This window comes from Candidatus Aminicenantes bacterium (genome assembly GCA_026393795.1).
Taxonomy (GTDB): Bacteria; Acidobacteriota; Aminicenantia; order UBA2199; family UBA2199; genus UBA2199.
The window spans coordinates 1-17,525 of sequence record JAPKZL010000194.1 but is presented as its reverse complement, the minus strand read 5'-3'; the positions used below and the strand labels follow the sequence as shown (position 1 = coordinate 17,525).

The following is a 17,525-nucleotide window of genomic DNA, read 5'->3' as shown; positions in this document are numbered from 1 at the left end:
CATGACCAGATGGTGCAGGCGGCTCGCAGCGGTGTGCAGAATATCGCCGAGGCAAGCATGGCTTCGGCCACATCGAAGAAAACGGAACTGAAGCTGACAGGAGTCGCGCGGGCCAGCTTGGAAGAACTCTTGTTGGACTATGAAGACTACCTGCGCCAGCATGGATTGCGCCTCTGGGATAAGAACTCCCCGGAAGCGCTTTCAGCAAGAAAAAAGTTCTTGTCAGACTGGTCCGACTTGTCAGACAAATCCGACCCGTCCGACGCTTTCAAACTCAGCTCGGCGGAAACTGCAGCCAACACCATGATCTGCCTGATCAACCAGGCGAGCTACCTCCTACACAGACAGATTAAGAGCCTAGAGCGGAAATTCTTGGAAGAGGGCGGATTCACTGAACGGATGTACAACCAGCGCCGGGCAAGGCGCGATAGACCGTGACCCTTCCCTAAGCGTGATTGCGCAGCTTGAGCTCCAGCGGGTGCGGGTCGAGATAATACTGGTCGGAAAGATAAGGCTGCTTGAACTTGTCAATATAGTGCTTCAACAGGGTCAGCGGCACGATCAAGGGAATGAGGTTTTGACGGTAATTTTCAATGACGGCCAGCAATTCCTTTTTTTCAAAATCATCGAGCTGCTTTTTGAAATAGCCGAACATGTGCTGCAAGACATTGACGTTCTTGCGCACCGTGGCCTTTTGCTTCAGGGCGGCCATGAAGAGCTTTTCATACGCGGGCAGGATATCGCCCATGGGACGCGCGCCGGCCAGGGCCGTAAGCTTGCCAAGCTGCCTGGCCATTTCGAGGCTGTGGGCCATGAGCAGCAGCTTGTGGCGGCGCTGGAAATCGACCAGCCTCCCGGCCGCGGCCGCACCGTCAACCAGCTCCCGCCAGCGGCGGTAGGCAAATACGCGCACGATGAAGTTTTCCCGCAACTGGATATCCTGCAACCGGCCTTCTTCCTCCACCGGCAGCAGCGGCAGCCTCTCCATCAGCGCCCGGGCGAAAATCCCCACCCCGTTCTTCTCGGCCATGCCTTCCTCGCGGGGCACCGGAAATCCGGACTCGACGTCCGGGCAGACCGGCACGTATTCCACGAAATGGCCCAGGGTGTTCACCAGGAACGGGTCGAACTTGTGGCCGCCGTCAAAACGGACTTTGTTGCCCAGCAAACAAGAACTGATGCCCAGCTTTATTTTTTCATCCATAAGACTCCTCCGCGTGGCGTGGCCAGCCGGATCACCCTTCTGGAAGGGCGAAAAGGCAGAACGTGCCGGGGCCGGCATGGGCGCCGAGGACCGCGGCGCCGACAACCTGGTACACGGTGGTGATCTTCAGTGGCGATTTGGCCAGTTCATCCTCGAGTATCAGCGCCGCCTCGGGGTTATCGGTGTAGACGATGCCCAGCGCGTAGGCCCGGTCCAGGTCCAGCCGTTTGAGGAAGCGGCGCACGACTTTTTTTTCCTTGTTGGCGGCGCTGAACAGCATCCCCTTTTTCACCAGCCTGCCATTTTCGAAAGCCACCAGCGGCTGGATCCCCAGCCATCGGGTGACGGCGCCGGCAGCCGGCGGCAAACGGCCGCCGCGCACGGCGTATTCCAGCGATTCGACATATCCCAGCGAAACCACCTCGCCGCGGATGCGCTCGATCTGTGCCGCGGTCTGCTCGACGTCGCGCCCCTGCTGCAGAAGCCGCAGGGCGCGGAGCAATAGCAGGCCGCTGCCGGCCGAAACATTCAGCGTGTCGATGACGCGTATCCTGGCCTGGTCGGCGGCAGGCAGAAGGCGCAGCGCCGCCAGCGCGTTCTGATAAGAGCCGCTCAAGCGCGAAGAGAGGCTGAAAAAAAGGACGTGGTGCTGCAGCGCCAGGGCCGCAGTGAACGCATTGCTGAAATCGAGCGGCGCCGGCTGCGAGGTCTTGACCACCAGGTCCTTTTCCGCGCGCATGCGGCGGTACAACTCTTCTTTGCCAATCTCGACCCGGTCGCGGAAATAGCGGTCGTTCATCATGATCTGCAGCGGCACGACGCCAATACCCATGGCTTTTTCGGTTCGCTCCGGGATGTCGACGGCCGAATCCATGAGCAGGGCGACGGCCGTTTCCGGGTTGGATTCCTCCGCCTGTCGCAGCGAGTCGACCTTGCGCGACACGATCTCACCGTGCCCGGCCAGTGCGCTTTCAACTGCCGCTGGATCGTCGGTGTGGATATGGAGGTGCAGCATACCGGCATCGCCGGCGATGAGCAGCGAGTCGCCGTGCTTTTCCAGGAGCTTTTTGAAAAATTCCTTGTCGGGCCGGCGCGGGCGGAGCACCCATTCGGCGCAAAAAGCCAACTTGGATTCGTCCAGGGTTTCGGGAACCTGGTCAAAACCCGCCACATCCTTTCCCGTTTCGTTTTTTTTGTCCTGAACGGCGGCGCCCATGCCCTTGAAAAAGAGGTAAAAACCCAGCCCGCCCGCATCAACCACCTTGGCTTTCTTCAGCTGCGGCAGCATGTGGCGGGTCTTTTCCAGGATTTCCCTGCAGGCGATGACCGCTTTCTCGAATATCACCTGGTACCTTTCGCCGCTCAAGGCCAGGCGTTTGAACTCCTCGGCGCTGTGGCGGAGCACGGTCAGGATCGTCCCCTCGCGGGGAACGGCGATCGACTCATAGGTCTCGTGCACGGCCTTTTCCATGGCCAGGCTGAAATCGGCCGGTCCGATGGCGGCCTTGCCTTTCAGCGCCTTGGCGAAGCTGAAAAAAAACTGCGAAAAGATCACCCCCGAGTTCCCTTTGGCCGACATCAGCATTTCCGCCGCCATGCGGGCGGCCAGGTTGTCCAAGCGCGCTTCGTCGATGGCATCGATCTGGTCGTAGACCGGCTTCAGGGTAAAAACCAAGTTGTCGCCCGTATCGCCGTCGGCGACCGGAAAGACATTAATGCGGTTGAGCAGCTCCCGGTCCTGGAACAGGTGCTCCATGCCGCAGCGGACGATTTCCTTAAATTTGGCGGCATCGATTTCCTTCATGCCAGTTCTTTCAAGGCTTCCATATCGGCCCAGTTGCGGCCCGTCTTCAGGGATATCTTCAGCGGCACCTTCAGCTCAAGCGCCTGCTCCATCTCGTGGCGCACCAGGGCGGCCAGCCGCTTCTCCTCCGCCGGCGGGTACTCGAACACCAGTTCGTCGTGGACCTGAAGGATCAGCCGGCTCTGCATGGTTTTCAGGTGCTCGTGGATGCGGATCATGGCGATCTTGATGATGTCGGCGGCGCTGCCCTGGATGATGGTGTTGATGGCCATGCGGTTGCCGTTTTCCTTGACCGGGCGGTTGGAGCTCAGGATCTCGGGGATCGGCCGAACGCGGCCGGAGATGGTGCGCACCTCGGGATTTTTTTCGGCGGCATCGATCACTCCGTCCATGAAGCGCTTGACGCCGCTGTATTTTTCGAAGTAGCGCTCGATGAACTCCTTGGCTTCACCGTAGCTCACTCCCAGCTCCTTGGCCAGGGAGAAAGCGCCGCTGCCGTAAATGATCGAGAAATTGATGATCTTGGCGCGCCGGCGCAATTCAGCGCGTTGGGGAAAAAGATCAGCGCCGAAAACCAGGTCGGCGGTGTGCTGATGGATGTCCTCGCCCTCGGCAAAGGCTTTCAGCAAATTTTCATCCTGCGAAAAATGGGCCATGACCCGCAGCTCGATCTGGGAATAGTCGGCCGACAGCAACCGGCGGTCCACGCCGGCGATGAAGGCCCGGCGCAGGTTGACGGCGCCGATCTCCCCGACCGGGATGTTCTGCAGGTTGGGATTGGACGACGAGAGACGGCCGGTGGCCGTGACCGTCTGGTTGAACGAGGTATGGACGCGGTCCTGTTCGTCGCAGTTTTCCAGCAACCCCTCGACATAGGTGGAAAGGAGTTTTTTGTAGGTCCGGTAGGCGATGATTTTTTCAACGATCGGAAAGCCCTTCAGTTCGTTCAACACCTCGCTGTCGGTCGATTGGGCCTTGGTCTTGCGGGTTTTCTTGCTCAGCGGCAGGTTCATCTTCTGAAAGAGCAGCTCGGCCAGCTGCTGGGAGGAGTTCAGGTTGAGCTCGTAGCCGGCCATGTGCTGGATCTCCTTCTCGCTGGCGGCGATTTGCTCCTTGAGCTTGGCGGAAGCCTTCTTTAAAAAATCGCGGTCGACCTGGATCCCCTGCCACTCCATGGCCAGCAGCACGTCCAGCAGGGGGATTTCAATCTCCCGGTACAGGCTCAACAATTTTTTTTCACGCAACAGCGGCAGGAGTTTTTCCGCCAATTGCGCGGAAAGGCTCGCGTCGGCCAGGCAATAGCGGGCCACCTGTTCCACCGCGATGGTTTCGATTTTTTTCTGGCCCTTGCCCTTGCCGACCAGCTCCTCGAAGGTGGTCTGCCGGACGCCGAGGAATTCGGCGCTCAGTTCCTTCAGCTGGTGGAAGCGGCGGTTGGGGAAAAGCAGGTAGGACATAATCATGGTGTCGTGCTCGACACCGTTGACGGCCAACCCCTGGCGGAGCATGTGCAGCATGTCGAATTTCAGGTTGTGGCCGGTTTTCTTCAGCCGCGCATCGCTGAAAACCGGGGCCATTTCCTTCTTGAATTCGTCCAGCGTCAGTTGGAAGCGGCCCGATTCCTCGGCCGGACAAAGGAAAGGGATATAATAGCCCGCATCGCCCAGGGCGACCGAAACACCGACCACCTCGGCCTTGAAAAACTCGATGGCCGTGGTCTCGATGTCCCAGGCGAAGCCGCCGGCTTCCTTGATCTTTTCAATGAGCGACTTCATCTGGCCGCGGTTTTCCAGCAGCTGGACGGGGCCGGCCAGATCGGGAGGCTTGGACTGGGCAGCCGGGGAAACTTTTTTCAGCAGGCTGTTGAACTTGAGCCTGCGGTACAATTCGACCAGGCGTTCGTCGCCGCTTTCTTTCAGGGGCTCGATGCTCCAGTCGCCGGCGATGTCCGGGATCTGGTCCAAATCGAGCAGTTTCTTCCAAAATTCAAGGAGGTGGACGCTTTTCTTGATCTTCTCCTTCAGTTTGCCGTCAATATTATCCAGGTCGGCGAGCAAGGCCGCCAGGTTGCCGTATTTCTCGATCAGCTTGGTCGCAGTCTTGTCGCCGATGCCGGGTATGCCGGGGATGTTGTCCGAGGCGTCGCCGGCCAGGCTCAGGTAATCGACGATCTGCTCCGGGTAAATCCCAAAGAACTCCTTGACCCCGCCCCGGTCCAGTTTCTGCTTCAGCTTGGGATGGAAAACCGATATCCGCTCGGCCACCAGCTGGAACAGGTCCTTATCGGCGGAAAATATCAACACCTCGCCGCCGGCGGCGGCGTAGCGCCTGGCCATCAAAGCGATGATGTCATCGGCCTCCAGGCCCGGTTTTTCCAGGAAATAGATCCCCCGGTATTCCAGGTATTCCTTGATCAGCGGCAATTGCTGGATGAGCTCCTCGGGCGGCTGCAGGCGCTTGGCCTTGTATTCTGGGTAGAGGTCGCGGCGGAAATTCTTCGCCTTGGAATCAAAAGCCACCGCCAGCCGGTCGGGATGCAGTTCCTGGATCAGGCTCTCGACCCGGCTGATGAAGCCGAAAACGGCGCCGGTGGGCTCACCATGGATGGTGCGCATGGCCTGGTGGGAATAGAATGAACTGTAAACCAGGTACATGCCGTCGATGAGCAGGATGGTTTCGCCCATTACTTAATGGATTTGCTTCTGCAGGTACTCCAGCACCATTTCGTCCAGGGTGACGTCTTCGACGTTCTGGGTTTCCATGGACAGCAGATGCGAGAAGTTGCCCCCTTTCAGTTCGGAACAAACCTGGTCGTGCTGGGCTTTCATCAGCGACTTGACCGTCTTGTTTTTTTCCGCAGCCGCCAGTAGATGGGCGTACGAGACACGGCGCGAGAGCAATACCTCGCCGTGAAGGTAGACCAAGGTCTCGATCAGGGGATTGCCCTGGCCCTTGTCTTCGGTTTGAATATGGAAAACCTCGTTGCGGTACTTGATATCGGTGTTGTAACCCACATTCATGTTTTTATCATAAAGAAAATATTAATAACTGTCAAGACAGGTCAAATTATCCGACCCACCTTGGGGGGAGGATTTAATTTGTCTGTCCCCGCAGGGGATGCATGTGACCAGCCCAGCGTTATCCGCTTTACTTACCCATGACAAACGCGCGCACCTGGCGGTAGATGCCGGCGGCGTTCAAGGAGAAGTGCTCCAGCAGCTCTTCGCGGGAAGCCAACGGCATGTCCCCTTCACCGACGGCCAAGGCGAGGAACTCCTGCCGGCAGGGCTGCTGGGACATGAATTCCCGGCGGACGATGGAAGCGAAGCCGCCCTGGTCGGTCCCATCCTCGACGATGACTATCTTGACGATCTTTGCAGCCAAAGAGAACAGGAGCTCGCGGTCCAGGGGTTTGATAAAGCGGATATTGACCACGGTCGCCTCGATGCTGTCCTGGCGGGAGAGCCGCTCGGCCGCCTCAAGGGCGCGGTAGACCAGCGGCCCCACGGCCAGGATCAGGACATGGTTCCCGCGGCGCAGCACCTCCGCCTTGCCCACGGGGATTTCAGCCAGTTCCTTATCCAACGGCACGCCCCGCCCCGGTTCCTTCGGGTAACGGACGAACACGGGCTTGTCCAGGCGGCTGCCGGTGTAAACCATGTGCTGGAGTTCGTTCTCGTCCTTCGGCGCCATGAGCACGATGTCCGGGATGGGGTGCAGCAGGGAAATGTCGTAGAGCCCCTGGTGGGTCGGTCCGTCGCCGCCGACAAGCCCGGCCCGGTCCAAGCCGACCAGGACCGGGATGCGCATCAGCGAAATGTCATGAATGATCTGGTCGACGGCCCGCTGCATGAAGGTCGAATAGACGCCCACGACCGGCTTCAGTCCGCCCAGGGCCAGGCCGCCGGCGAACTCGAACATGTACTGCTCGGCGATGCCGACGTCGAAAAAGTTGTCCGGGAACCTCTTTTGCACCGCTTCCAGGCCAGTGCCCTCGGGCATGGCCGCGGTCAAGGCCATGGTGCGCGGATCGCGCTCGATCAGCTGCAGCACCGTGCGCCCGAAAATTTCCGAATAGGAAGGGCTCTTGGCGCCGTTGATGAACTTGCCGTCCTCGATATTGAATGGAGCCGATGAATGGTAGGAGCTGGGATCGTCGGCCGCCGGCACGTAGCCCTTGCCCTTGCTGGTCACCACGTGCAGCAGGACCGGGAAATCGTACTTCTTGGCCGCTTCGAATTCCTTGAGCATCTCGCGCAGGTCATGGCCGTTGACCGGCCCAATGTACTTGATGCCCAGTTCGTCGAAAAGCGAACCGGGTACGATCATCGTCCGCATCAGCACCTCGATCTTCTTGGCCACCTGGACCATCGATTTGCCGACGGAGGGGATCGATTTCAGGACATTCTGGATCACTTCCTTCATGCGGATGTAGGGCCGCCCGGAAACCAGGTAGTTCAAATGGCGGGAAATGCCGCCAACGTTGGGCGAAATCGACATCTTGTTGTCGTTGAGAATGATGATCAGCCGCTGCTTGACCTGGCCGATATGGTTCAGGGCTTCCAACGCCACGCCGCCGGTCAGGGCGCCGTCGCCGATGACGGTGACGATGTGAAAGTCTTCTTGGCGGTGATCGCGGGCAATAGCCAGGCCCGAGGCGAAACCGAGCGACGTCGAGGCGTGGCCGGCATTCAGCACGTCGTATTCGCTCTCGGCACGGTCGGGAAAGCCGAGCAGGCCGTCTTTCTTGCGGATGGAGAATATCCTATTCCGGCGGCCGGTGATGATCTTGTGGGTATAGCATTGATGGCCGATATCCCAGATGATCTTGTCGGTCGGGGCGTCGAAGACGCGGTGCAGGGCCAGGGTCAAGTCGACCACTCCCAGGTTGGAAGACAGGTGGCCGCCGTTGCGCGAAACCACCTGGACGAGCAAATCGGTGATCTCGGCGGACAGCTGGCCCAGTTCTTCCAGGCTCAGTTTTTTGATATCGGCCGGCGAGAAAATTTTTTCGAGCAGGGGCATCATTGGCTCCGGAACAGCATGTTTTCCAACAGCGACAGGAAGGGGGGGAAATCGATCTTCAGTTCCCGGATCAGGGCCAGCGCCTCGTCATGGTAGGCGGCGATCTTGGCCTTGACGGCCGGCAGGCCCAGGTACAGGACCGCGTTGGGGCTCTGGTTGCCCTTGTCCTTGTTCAGCTTTTTGCCGACTTTCTTTTCGTCACCGGTTATGTCCAGCAGATCGTCGGCGAGCTGGAAGCCGAGGCCGATGGCGATGCCGGCCCGGGCCAGCCGCTCCTGTTCGGAATCGCTCATGTCGGCTACCACGGCCGCGGCCAGCAGGGAACCCTTGATCAGTTCGGCCGTTTTCAGCCGGTGGATGGTGGCGATGGCCTGCGCGTCGCCCCTGAATTCCAGGTCCAACGCCTGTCCCAGGGCCATCCCCTCCTTGCCGATGCAGCGGGTGACGATGCCGATGACGGCCACGGTTTTTTCCGCCGCCAGCGGCGCGGCGGCGATTTTTTCAAAAGCGAAAGTCAGCAGGGTGTCGCCGGCCAGCAGTGCCAGCGCTTCGTTGAATTTCTTGTGGACGGTGGGCAGGCCGCGGCGCAGGTCGTCATCGTCCATCGCCGGCAGGTCGTCATGGATCAGCGAATAGGTGTGGATGATTTCCAGGGCCGAGGCCAGGCCGATGAACCGTTCCGCATCGCAGCGGCGGGCGTCCAGGAGGGCCAGGAACAGGAGCGGGCGCAGGCGCTTGCCCGGCACGGCCAGCGCGTAGTGCATGGCCGCTTCCAGCGTTCCTTTCTGGGGGTCGATGCCGCTGAGGATCTCGCGGTTGACCGCCGCGGTCAGCCGCTGCAGGTAATCAGTCATGGTCCGGTTCTTCGAAGTCGACGGCCTGCAGGTTGCCCTTGGCATCGCTTTGCAGGATCTTCACTTTTTTTTCGATCTCGCCCAGTTCCTTCTTCATCTGGCCGCTGAGCTTCATGCCCTCCTCGTAGAGGGCAAAACCCTCCTGCAGGGGTACGTCGGGATCCTCCAGCTTCTGCACGATGGCTTCCAGTTTTTTGAGCGCGGCTTCAAAGTCGAGCGTCTCTTTTTTCATGGTTCACTCCTTGATCACCCTGGCGCTGGCTTGGCCGCGGGCGAAGCGGATGGAAATCCTCTCCTCGGCGGTGAGCAGCGACGCATCCTTGACCACGCGCCGGGCATGGTCGGTGGTGATGGAATAGCCCTTGGCCAGGACGTTTTCCGGGTTCATGCTGGCCAGCTTGGAATTCAGCACCCCGATCCCCTCCCGGCGCTGCTGCAGCCTCTCGTTAAAGCGGGAATACACCTGCAGGCGCAGGTTCTGGAGCTGCAGGCCACGATTTTTCAGCGCGGCGCCCATGTCGCAGGCGGCAAAGCTCTGCGCCACCCGGTGCCACTGCGCCAGGGCGCGGTGGTGCGACTGCTGGAACAGGCGGACCAGGGAGAATTCGCCGCTGTCCAGCCGCTGGGCCAGCTCCTGCACGCGCCCGGGAAATTCGGCCAAGGCCGAGTCGCTGCGCAGCTCCTCCAGCAGCGCTATTTTTTCATGCAGCCGCATTTCCATGTGGCGCATCAGCGCGTGGCGCAGGAAATCGATGCGGTTGAGGAACTCGTCCTTCCTGCCCACCACCAGCTCGGCCGCGGCCGAGGGGGTGGCGGCGCGCAGGTCGGCGACGAAATCGGCGATGGTGAAATCGGTCTCGTGGCCGACGGCCGAGATCACCGGCAGGCGGCTGCGGAAAATGGCCTCGACCACCGGCGCTTCGTTGAAGGCCCACAAGTCTTCGTAGCTGCCCCCGCCGCGGCCGACGATCAAAACATCGACGGCATGATCGGCTGGGGCGGCATGGTCGTCCACGGCGGTGTTGAAGTAATCGATGCCGGCGGCGATCTCGGCGGCGGCCCCCTCCCCCTGCACCTTGGCCGGGTAAATGATGATGGCGATGCCCGGGAAGCGGCGGCGCAGGATGCGCACGATGTCGCGCACCGCCGCCCCGGTCGGCGAGGTGACCACGCCGATGCGGCCGGGCAGCAGCGGCAGGGGCTTCTTGCGCTGCGGGTCGAAATAGCCTTTTTCAGCGTAGGCTTTTTTCAGGTTTTCCAGGGCGAGGAAAATATCGCCGATGCCCTGCAGGCGGATGTCGCTGGCGATGATCTGCATCTCGCCGCGCAGCGGGTAGACCGAGAGCGTTCCGCGCACGACGACCTGCTGGCCGTTCTCGAGTTTTTTCAGCGTGCTCTTCAGCAGCGGACCGCGGAACATGACCACCTTCATCGCACCGGCGGCGTCCTTCAGGGTGAAATACAGGTGGCCGGAGCTGGCCACGACCACCCCCGACGCTTCGCCCAGCACCTGGATGGAGGCGAACTGGGTCTCCAGCGTCAGCTTGAGCAGCTGGACCAGTTCCGATACCTTGAAGATCTTTTCTTCAGGCAAGCTGCTGTCCATAGGTGGCTTCGTAGTAGCGGCAGGCTTCGATGCGCAGCGCCCGGCCGCTCTTGGGATCGATGTCGACCACGGTCATGTCCAGCACCGGATTGCCCTGGGCCACCTCGAATTTCTGGTGGATGCCGTCATAGAATTTGCTGATGATCGGTTCGCGCTTCATGCCGATGACCGAATCCAGGGAGCCGGTCATGCCGACATCGGTCTGGTAGGCCGTGCCGCGCTCCAAGATGCGCGCGTCGGCGGTCGGCACGTGGGTGTGGGTGCCCAGCAGGGCGCTGACCCGGCCGTCGAGGAAAAAACCCATGGCCTGCTTTTCGGCCGTGGCCTCGGCGTGGAAATCGATCAATACCACCGGCACCTTGTTCTTCTTGAGAAAATCGTCGATGGCCGGGAAGGGATTGTCCACCGACGGCTCCATGAACACCCTTCCTTGCAGGCTGACGATCAGCACCGGGTCCCCGGCCGCGGTGTTGTAGACCATGGCGCCGCTGCCTGGGGTCGAGGCGTGGTAGTTCAGCGGCCTGAGGATGCGCTGTTCGGTCTTGAGCAGCTCCAACGCCTCCTTCTTGTCCCAGATGTGGTTGCCGCCGGTCAGGACGTTGATACCAGCTTCGAACAGCTCATCGGCCGTGCGCTTGATCACGCCCAGCCCCCCGGCCGAATTCTCGCCGTTGGCTATGACCACGTCGGGAGCGAACTTGGCCCGGATCAGGGGCAGCACCGCCTGGACGAACTTGCGGCCGCCGCGGCCGACGACGTCCCCGATCAGGATCAGCCGCACCGCCTTACTTGGCATATTCGATCGCCCGGACTTCGCGGATCACCGACACCTTGATCTGCCCCGGGTATTCCATCTCGTCCTGGATCTTCCTGGCGATGTCCTTGCAGATCAGGAAGGTGTGGTTGTCGTCCAGCTCGTTGGCGTTGACGATGACGCGGATCTCGCGCCCGGCCTGAAGGGCGTAGGCCTTGGTCACCCCGGCAAAGGACTTGCTCAGCTCTTCCAGCTTTTCGAGCCGCTTGATGTAGGTTTCCAGGATCTCGCGCCGGGCACCGGGCCGGGCGGCGGAGATGCTGTCAGCGGCCTGGATCAGGACGGCTTCGAGGGAATGGAACTCGGTATCCATGTGGTGCGAGGCGATGGCGTCCTGAACCGCGGCCGATTCGCCGTACTTCTTGGTGAGCTCCACCGACAGAGAAGTGTGCGTGCCCTCGGTCTCGCGGTCGATGGCCTTGCCGATGTCGTGCAGCAGGCCGGCCCGCTTGCAGACATTGACGTTGACCCCGATCTCGCGGGCCAGCATGGCGGCGATCAGGGCCACGTCCTTGGAATGCTCCAGGACGTTCTGGCCGAAGGAGGAGCGGAACTTGAGCTTGCCGAGATAGAAGTAGAGCTCGGGGTTGATCTCCTTGATGCCGAGCTCGAGGACCGCGCTCTCGCCTTCGCGGCGCAGGTAGGTATCGAAATTGCCCTTGATGCGCTCCACGATCTCCTCGATACGGGCCGGGTGGATGCGCCCGTCGGCGATCAGCGTCTCGATGGTCTGCTTGGCGATCTCGCGGCCGTCGGCGATCAGCGTCTCGATGGTCTGCTTGGCGATCTCGCGGCGGATGGGATCGAAGGAGGAGACCAGGATGGCTTCCGGCGTGTCGTCGACGATGAAATCGACGCCGGTGGCCGTTTCCAGGGCCCGGATGTTCCGGCCTTCCCGACCGATGATGCGCCCCTTCATCTCGTCCGACGGCAGATCGATGACCGTCACCGACGTGGAGACCACGTGCTCGGAGGCGATGCGCTGGACGGCGTTGGAAATCGCATCCTTGGCCATTTGCTGGCTCTTGCTCTTCAATTCCTCATCGATCAGCTTCAGTCTTTGCGCCGATTCGAGCCGGGCTTCGCCCTCGTACTGCTTGACGATCATCTCCTTGGCTTCCTGGACGGTCAGCCCCGAGATATCTTCGAGCTTTTGCTTCTGCTCCTCGTACAGCTTGTTCACCTTGTTCTTCAAGAACGAGGTTTCCTCTTCCTGGATGTCCAGCTCGCGCTCTTTCTTCTTCAGTTCCTTTTCCTTGTTGTCCAGGTTGCTGTAGCGCTTGTCCAGGTTCTCCTCTTTCTGGATCAGGCGCTTCTCCATGACGTTCAGGCGGGTGATGTTCTCATTGTGCTTGCGATTGTACTCGTTCTTCCATTCGGCGAATTCCTCCTTGAGCTCCAGCATGGACTGTTTTTTGGCGCGGGCCATCTCTTCCTGGTTCTTGCTCTCCAGCTGGGACTTGTAGGCTGCAATCTTCGCGTATTCACCGGCGAAGATCATCCGCTTGAATAAAAAAACGACGCCGCCGCCGAGTAAGACTCCGAGTATGACAAAAACGACACCGTTGACCATTGTCCTTCTCCTTTTCAGGATGACAAACTGACAGTTAACTTTCCATCCTCGCTTTCAGGCGCCAGCAACGTATCAATCCTGCCTAGTATCTGCGCAAGCTTTTCGTTTTCTTTCTTCAAGATAAACAAATCTTGGGCGATGTTTATCGAAGTTAACAGTCCCAGCTTTTGGGAATCCAATTCATTCATCCTGCTTTTTATTTTATTGATTTTGTTTTCGACGTATTCCACCACGCGCATGAACTCGTCGACCTTGACATCATCGGCCAGCTGGAACACGATCCGCTTGCCGGTGATCTGGACTTCCACTTCCTTGGCCATTATTCCTCGATCGAATCGACCAGCTCGATCAGAGCGGCGATCTTCTTCTTGATCTCGTTCTTCTCGCCGTCGCGCTGCGAAGAGTCCTGCCGAATCGCGTGCAGCTCCTTCTTCAATTTCTGGTTTTCCTCGCGCAGCGCCTTCAAGCCGTGCACCATGCGGCTGATTTTTTCTTCCAGTTTATCAAAATCCTTTAAACTCATGGGCGATACTCCTTAGCGTTGAATTAGATGCAATTTTCCCGCCAGCTTGCCGGCGAATTCCCGGTGGATCTCGTTGACCTCGTCGTGGGTCAGGGTCCGTTCGGCAACGCGGTAGATGAAGGCCATGGAGAAACTGACCTTGTCCTTGGGGACCGAGGCGCCGCGGAAGACGTCGGTCAGCTCATAGCTCTCCAGCGTTTCGGGCCGCAGGCGCTCGATGGTCTCGGCCAGCTGCTCGTAGCGCACGGCCGTTGGCATCAGGAAGGTGAAGTCGCGGCGCACGGAGGGGTAGCGCCTCCAGGGTCGGAAGCGGCTCTCACCCGCCTCCGCGACCAGGGCTTCCAGGTCGATCTCGGCCGCGAAGACCGGCCGCTCCAGCTTGTAGAAACGGCTGAAGCCGGGAGCGACCTCGCCGGCCACGCCGCATTCCCGGTCGTTGGCCAGGACAACGAAGCAGGAATCGCCCGCGAAAACGGGGTGCGCCGCCGTTCTGAAACCCAGCTCCAGGCGCAGCCGTCGGCCGAGCGCCGTCAGCAGCGACTTGAAGCCGGCGAAATCAAAGACCTCGCCAACGAGGCGCCAGTCCTTCTTCTGCCGCAGACCGCAGGCGCTGACGGCCAGCCGCTGGCTTTCCGTGACGCGCCCTTTCTCCTGGCTGAACACGTTGCCGATCTCGAACAAGGCTACCTGCTCCAAGGACTGGTTGGCATTGGCGGCCGTGTTCTTCAGCAGGCCGGCCAGCAGGGAATTCTTCATGACCGAAAAATCTTTCCCCAGCGGATTCTTCAGGAACAGCGGCTTCCCCCCGGGGTCGGCCATCAGGTTCTCCTCGGGAGCTTGGAAGACGTAATTGATCACTTCGTTAAAGCCGAAGTCGATTAGCTGGTTCTTCAGCCGCCGGACGACGTCGCGCTTGCGGTCGATGCGCAGTTCGAGGTTGGCCGCCAGGGGCACCTCGCCGCGCAGGTGGCCGTAGCCGTGGATGCGGATAATCTCCTCAACCAGGTCCTGCTTGCATTCCGCGTCCACGCGGTGGCTGGGGGGGGTGACCAGCCAGTGGCCGCCCTGGTCGCGCAGCGTGAAGCCCAGGCGCCCGAGGATGGCCGCACTGGTCTGTTCGGGAATGTCGATGCCGGTCAGCCGGCCCGGGTAGTCCTTGTCCAGGCGAATGTCGGCCGGGATGCGGGGACGGGGATAGGCATCCTGGAAGAACGACGGGAGCAGCGGGCCGCCCTGCGAACGGGCCAGAAGCTGCAGGGCCATCTTGATGGCCGGGACGGTCGCCTGGACATCCATTCCCCTTTCAAAGCGGTAGCTGGCATCGGTCTTCAGGCCGAGGGAGCGCGCGCCGCGGCGGATTACCACCGAGTCGAAGCAGGCGCTCTCGATGAAAATGTGGCGGGTTTCGGCGGTGATTCCGGAATCCAGACCGCCCATGATCCCGGCCAGGGCCAGGGGCCGCGAGGCGTCGGCGATCAGCAGATGGTTTCCGTCCAGGGCGACGTCGCGCCCGTCGAGCAGGCGCAGCGTCTCCCCCCTGCGGGCGCGGCGCACCCGCACCTGCCCGCCCTGCAGCCGATCGAGGTCGAAGATGTGCAGCGGCTGGCCGCAGGTCATCATCACCAGGTTGGAGATATCGACGATGTCACTGATCGGCCTCAGGCCGAGAGAGACGAGAAGCTTTTGGACCTCGGGGGGCGACTCCTTCACGCGCAGGTCGCGGACGATGCAGCCGCTGTAGCGCCAGCAGTCGGAAGGATTCTCGATCTGAATGGAAAAACCATCCTGGTTGGGGATCAGTTCCACCCCGGAGAGATCTATGGGGGTGAAGCGCGAGCGGCCGTCCTTGGCCGCGATCTCACGGGCGATGCCGTAGTGCGAGAGCCAGTCGGGGCGGTTGGGGGTGGTTTCCAGGTCCAATACGGTCTGGCCGTCGACCTCCAGGGCCTCCTCCGTCTCCAGGCCGATGCCGGCCAGGAGCTCCTTCAGTGCCCGGCCCTCCAGGTCAAAGGCGACGAAATTTTTCAGGTACTCGATGTTGATCTTCATGGGTCACCCGAACTGGCCCAGCAGACGCAGGTCGTTTTCATAGAGCAGGCGCAGGTCCGGCACGCCGTACCTGATCATAGCCACGCGCTCGATGCCCATGCCGAAGGCGAACCCGGAGTATGCCTCGGGATCGATGCCGCAGTTGCGTAAGACTTGGGGGTGGACCATGCCGCTGCCCAGGATCTCCAGCCAGCCGCTCCCCTTGCAGACGCGGCAATCGTTGCGCCCGCCCTGGCACAAGAAGCAGCTGATGTCGACTTCGGCCGAGGGCTCGGTGAAGGGAAAGTAGCCGGGCCGGAAGCGCAGGTTCACATCGGCTCCGTAAAATGAGCGGCAAAAAACCTCCAGGGTTCCTTTCAAATGGGAAAAATTGATGCCGCGGTCCACCAGCAGCCCCTCCACCTGGTGGAAGCAGGGCGAGTGGGTGGCGTCGGGATCGTCCTTGCGGAAGGCCTTGCCCGGGGAAATGATCTTGATAGGCGGCTGGTGGGCCAGCATGTAGCGTACCTGCATCGGCGAGGTGTGGGTGCGCAGCAGCAGCTCGTCATGGCCCTCCAGGAAAAAGGTGTCCTGCTCGTCGCGGGCCGGGTGATGCTCGGGGATGTTCAGCTTGGTGAAGTTGTAGTCCTCGAGCTCGACCTCGGGGCCGTGGGCGATTTCGTAGCCCAGCTGCAGGAAGATGTCCTCGATGCGGCGCTGGATGTCGGCGATCAGGTGGAAATGGCCAAGGGGAATATCGGACGCGGGCAGGGAACAGTCATGCCACTCCGCGGCGTCCCGGCCTTGCCCGCCCAGCCGCTCCTCTTTTTCCGCCAAAGTTTTCTCGATGAACTCCTTGAGCTGGTTGATCGCCTGACCGGCCTGCGGCTTTTCGGCGGCGGCAAAATCCTTCAACCGGGAAAGGTACCGGTTGATGACGCCCTTTTTCCTGCTCAAGTAGCGCTCTTTCAGGGCGACGAAATTTTCGGGAGATTGAAGCTGCTCGATTTCCTTTACAAACGACCGCTTGACTCCTTCAATCTCTCTTTTGAGTGCATCGATCATACCGCTGGCTTGACTTTTTCGACGATGGTCTTGAACGCTTCGGGTTCGGTGGCGGCCAGGTTGGCCAGCATCTTGCGGTTGATCCGGATATCGGCTTTCTTCAAATGGTTGATGAAGACCGAATAGCTCATGTCGAACTCGCGGATGGCGGCATTGATGCGGACGTTCCACAGGGTGCGGAAATCGCGCTTGCGGTTGCGGCGGTCGCGGTAGGCGTAGGTCATCGCCCTTTCGACCGATTCCTTGGCCGAACGGTAGTTCTTGCGTTTGCCCCCCCAGAATCCCTTGGCCATGGCCAGTATTTTTTTCCGGCGCAACAGTTTTTTGTTTCCTCGGGTAACTCGCGGCATAGTGTCCTCCTATTTCGAATAAGGCAGCAATTCCTTCATTTTCTTGAATTCCGATTTGGCGACCAGCGTCGACTGCTTCAAGCCCCGTTTGCGCTTGGAGCTCTTCTTGGTCAACAGGTGCGACCCGAAAGCCTTGCTGCGTTTGATTTTCCCATTGGCCGTCACTTTCAATCGCTTGTGGGCGCCTCTATGGGTTTTTAGTTTTGGCATCTTTTCCTCCTTTTTTTGCTCCGATCATGATATGACAAAAAAAGCCCTCCCGCTTGGGAGGCGCTTCGATCTCCGCCATGTCCTTCAAAATTTCCATGACCCGGCCGACCATCACGTCCAGCATCTCCGGTTTCCGTTTCTGGCGCCCGCGCAGCCAGACCGTCACCTTGACCTTGTTGCCCTCGGCCAGGAATTCCTTGATCTTCTTCAGCTTGACTTCCACGTCGTGCTCGCCGATCACCGGGGTGAACTTGATCTCCTTGATCAGGATCTTGCGCTGGTGGCGCTGGGCCTCATGCGCTTTTTTCTGCAGCGCGTAGAGGAACTTCCCGTAGTCCAGGATGCGGCAGACCGGCGGCTTGGCCTCGGGGGAGATCTCGACCAGGTCCAGCTCTTTTTCCCTGGCGAGTGCCAGGGCCTGGGCGATGGGGACGATGCCGACCTGGTTCTTCTCTTCGTCGATCAGGCG

18 protein-coding genes are annotated in these 17,525 nt (G+C 60.3%); 1 reads left to right on the top strand and 17 read right to left on the bottom strand.

The window, feature by feature from the left end:
- A partial coding sequence (locus NTW95_09290; protein MCX6557605.1) for a four helix bundle suffix domain-containing protein occupies positions 1-438 on the top strand: 438 nt, incomplete at its 5' end.
- 7 nt (positions 439-445) lie between these two features.
- Here NTW95_09290 and NTW95_09285 read toward each other — a convergent pair.
- The 17 genes from NTW95_09285 to infC all read right to left on the bottom strand — a co-directional run.
- A complete protein-coding gene (locus tag NTW95_09285) occupies positions 446-1,204 on the bottom strand; it encodes a DUF523 and DUF1722 domain-containing protein (protein ID MCX6557604.1) in 759 nt (252 codons plus the stop codon).
- Positions 1,205-1,235: 31 nt separating this feature from the next.
- Positions 1,236-3,008, bottom strand: a complete 1,773-nt coding sequence (locus tag NTW95_09280; GenBank protein ID MCX6557603.1) for a DegV family EDD domain-containing protein — start codon at positions 3,006-3,008, stop codon at positions 1,236-1,238.
- Positions 3,005-5,692 (bottom strand): DNA polymerase I, encoded by a 2,688-nt coding sequence (gene polA / locus NTW95_09275; protein MCX6557602.1) that lies wholly within the window; start codon positions 5,690-5,692, stop codon positions 3,005-3,007. Before polA ends, NTW95_09280 begins: the two co-directional genes overlap by 4 nt.
- Before the next feature lie 3 nt (positions 5,693-5,695).
- Positions 5,696-6,028 carry a hypothetical protein gene (locus tag NTW95_09270; protein ID MCX6557601.1) on the bottom strand — a complete coding sequence of 111 codons (333 nt, stop codon included), beginning with the start codon at positions 6,026-6,028 and terminating at the stop codon, positions 5,696-5,698.
- 127 nt (positions 6,029-6,155) lie between these two features.
- Complete coding sequence (gene dxs / locus NTW95_09265) at positions 6,156-8,036, bottom strand: 1-deoxy-D-xylulose-5-phosphate synthase (protein ID MCX6557600.1); 1,881 nt, start codon at positions 8,034-8,036, stop codon at positions 6,156-6,158.
- Positions 8,033-8,887 carry a polyprenyl synthetase family protein gene (locus tag NTW95_09260; GenBank protein ID MCX6557599.1) on the bottom strand — a complete coding sequence of 285 codons (855 nt, stop codon included), beginning with the start codon at positions 8,885-8,887 and terminating at the stop codon, positions 8,033-8,035. Before NTW95_09260 ends, dxs begins: the two co-directional genes overlap by 4 nt.
- Positions 8,880-9,119, bottom strand: a complete 240-nt coding sequence (gene xseB / locus NTW95_09255; GenBank protein ID MCX6557598.1) for an exodeoxyribonuclease VII small subunit — start codon at positions 9,117-9,119, stop codon at positions 8,880-8,882. Before xseB ends, NTW95_09260 begins: the two co-directional genes overlap by 8 nt.
- A gap of 3 nt (positions 9,120-9,122) precedes the next feature.
- The gene (gene xseA / locus NTW95_09250; protein ID MCX6557597.1) at positions 9,123-10,493 is read right to left on the bottom strand and encodes an exodeoxyribonuclease VII large subunit; all 1,371 of its coding nucleotides are present in this window, start codon (positions 10,491-10,493) and stop codon (positions 9,123-9,125) included.
- Complete coding sequence (locus NTW95_09245; GenBank protein ID MCX6557596.1) at positions 10,474-11,289, bottom strand: TIGR00282 family metallophosphoesterase; 816 nt, start codon at positions 11,287-11,289, stop codon at positions 10,474-10,476. Before NTW95_09245 ends, xseA begins: the two co-directional genes overlap by 20 nt.
- Positions 11,279-12,880 (bottom strand): ribonuclease Y, encoded by a 1,602-nt coding sequence (locus tag NTW95_09240; GenBank protein MCX6557595.1) that lies wholly within the window; start codon positions 12,878-12,880, stop codon positions 11,279-11,281. Before NTW95_09240 ends, NTW95_09245 begins: the two co-directional genes overlap by 11 nt.
- A gap of 14 nt (positions 12,881-12,894) precedes the next feature.
- Positions 12,895-13,200 (bottom strand): cell division protein ZapA, encoded by a 306-nt coding sequence (locus NTW95_09235; GenBank protein MCX6557594.1) that lies wholly within the window; start codon positions 13,198-13,200, stop codon positions 12,895-12,897.
- Complete coding sequence (locus NTW95_09230) at positions 13,200-13,403, bottom strand: hypothetical protein (GenBank protein MCX6557593.1); 204 nt, start codon at positions 13,401-13,403, stop codon at positions 13,200-13,202. The genes NTW95_09235 and NTW95_09230 overlap by 1 nt, the downstream gene beginning before the upstream one ends.
- Positions 13,404-13,415: 12 nt before the next feature.
- Entirely contained in the window at positions 13,416-15,452 is a 2,037-nt protein-coding gene (pheT, locus tag NTW95_09225) for a phenylalanine--tRNA ligase subunit beta (protein ID MCX6557592.1), read from the bottom strand.
- Between the two features lie 3 nt (positions 15,453-15,455).
- Positions 15,456-16,496 carry a phenylalanine--tRNA ligase subunit alpha gene (gene pheS, locus NTW95_09220; protein ID MCX6557591.1) on the bottom strand — a complete coding sequence of 347 codons (1,041 nt, stop codon included), beginning with the start codon at positions 16,494-16,496 and terminating at the stop codon, positions 15,456-15,458.
- Complete coding sequence (gene rplT / locus NTW95_09215; GenBank protein ID MCX6557590.1) at positions 16,493-16,846, bottom strand: 50S ribosomal protein L20; 354 nt, start codon at positions 16,844-16,846, stop codon at positions 16,493-16,495. Before rplT ends, pheS begins: the two co-directional genes overlap by 4 nt.
- 9 nt (positions 16,847-16,855) lie before the next feature.
- Positions 16,856-17,056, bottom strand: a complete 201-nt coding sequence (rpmI, locus tag NTW95_09210) for a 50S ribosomal protein L35 (GenBank protein ID MCX6557589.1) — start codon at positions 17,054-17,056, stop codon at positions 16,856-16,858.
- Positions 17,034-17,525, bottom strand: a 492-nt coding sequence (gene infC / locus NTW95_09205; GenBank protein MCX6557588.1) for a translation initiation factor IF-3, incomplete at its 5' end; no start/stop codon positions are given. The genes rpmI and infC, both read right to left, overlap by 23 nt.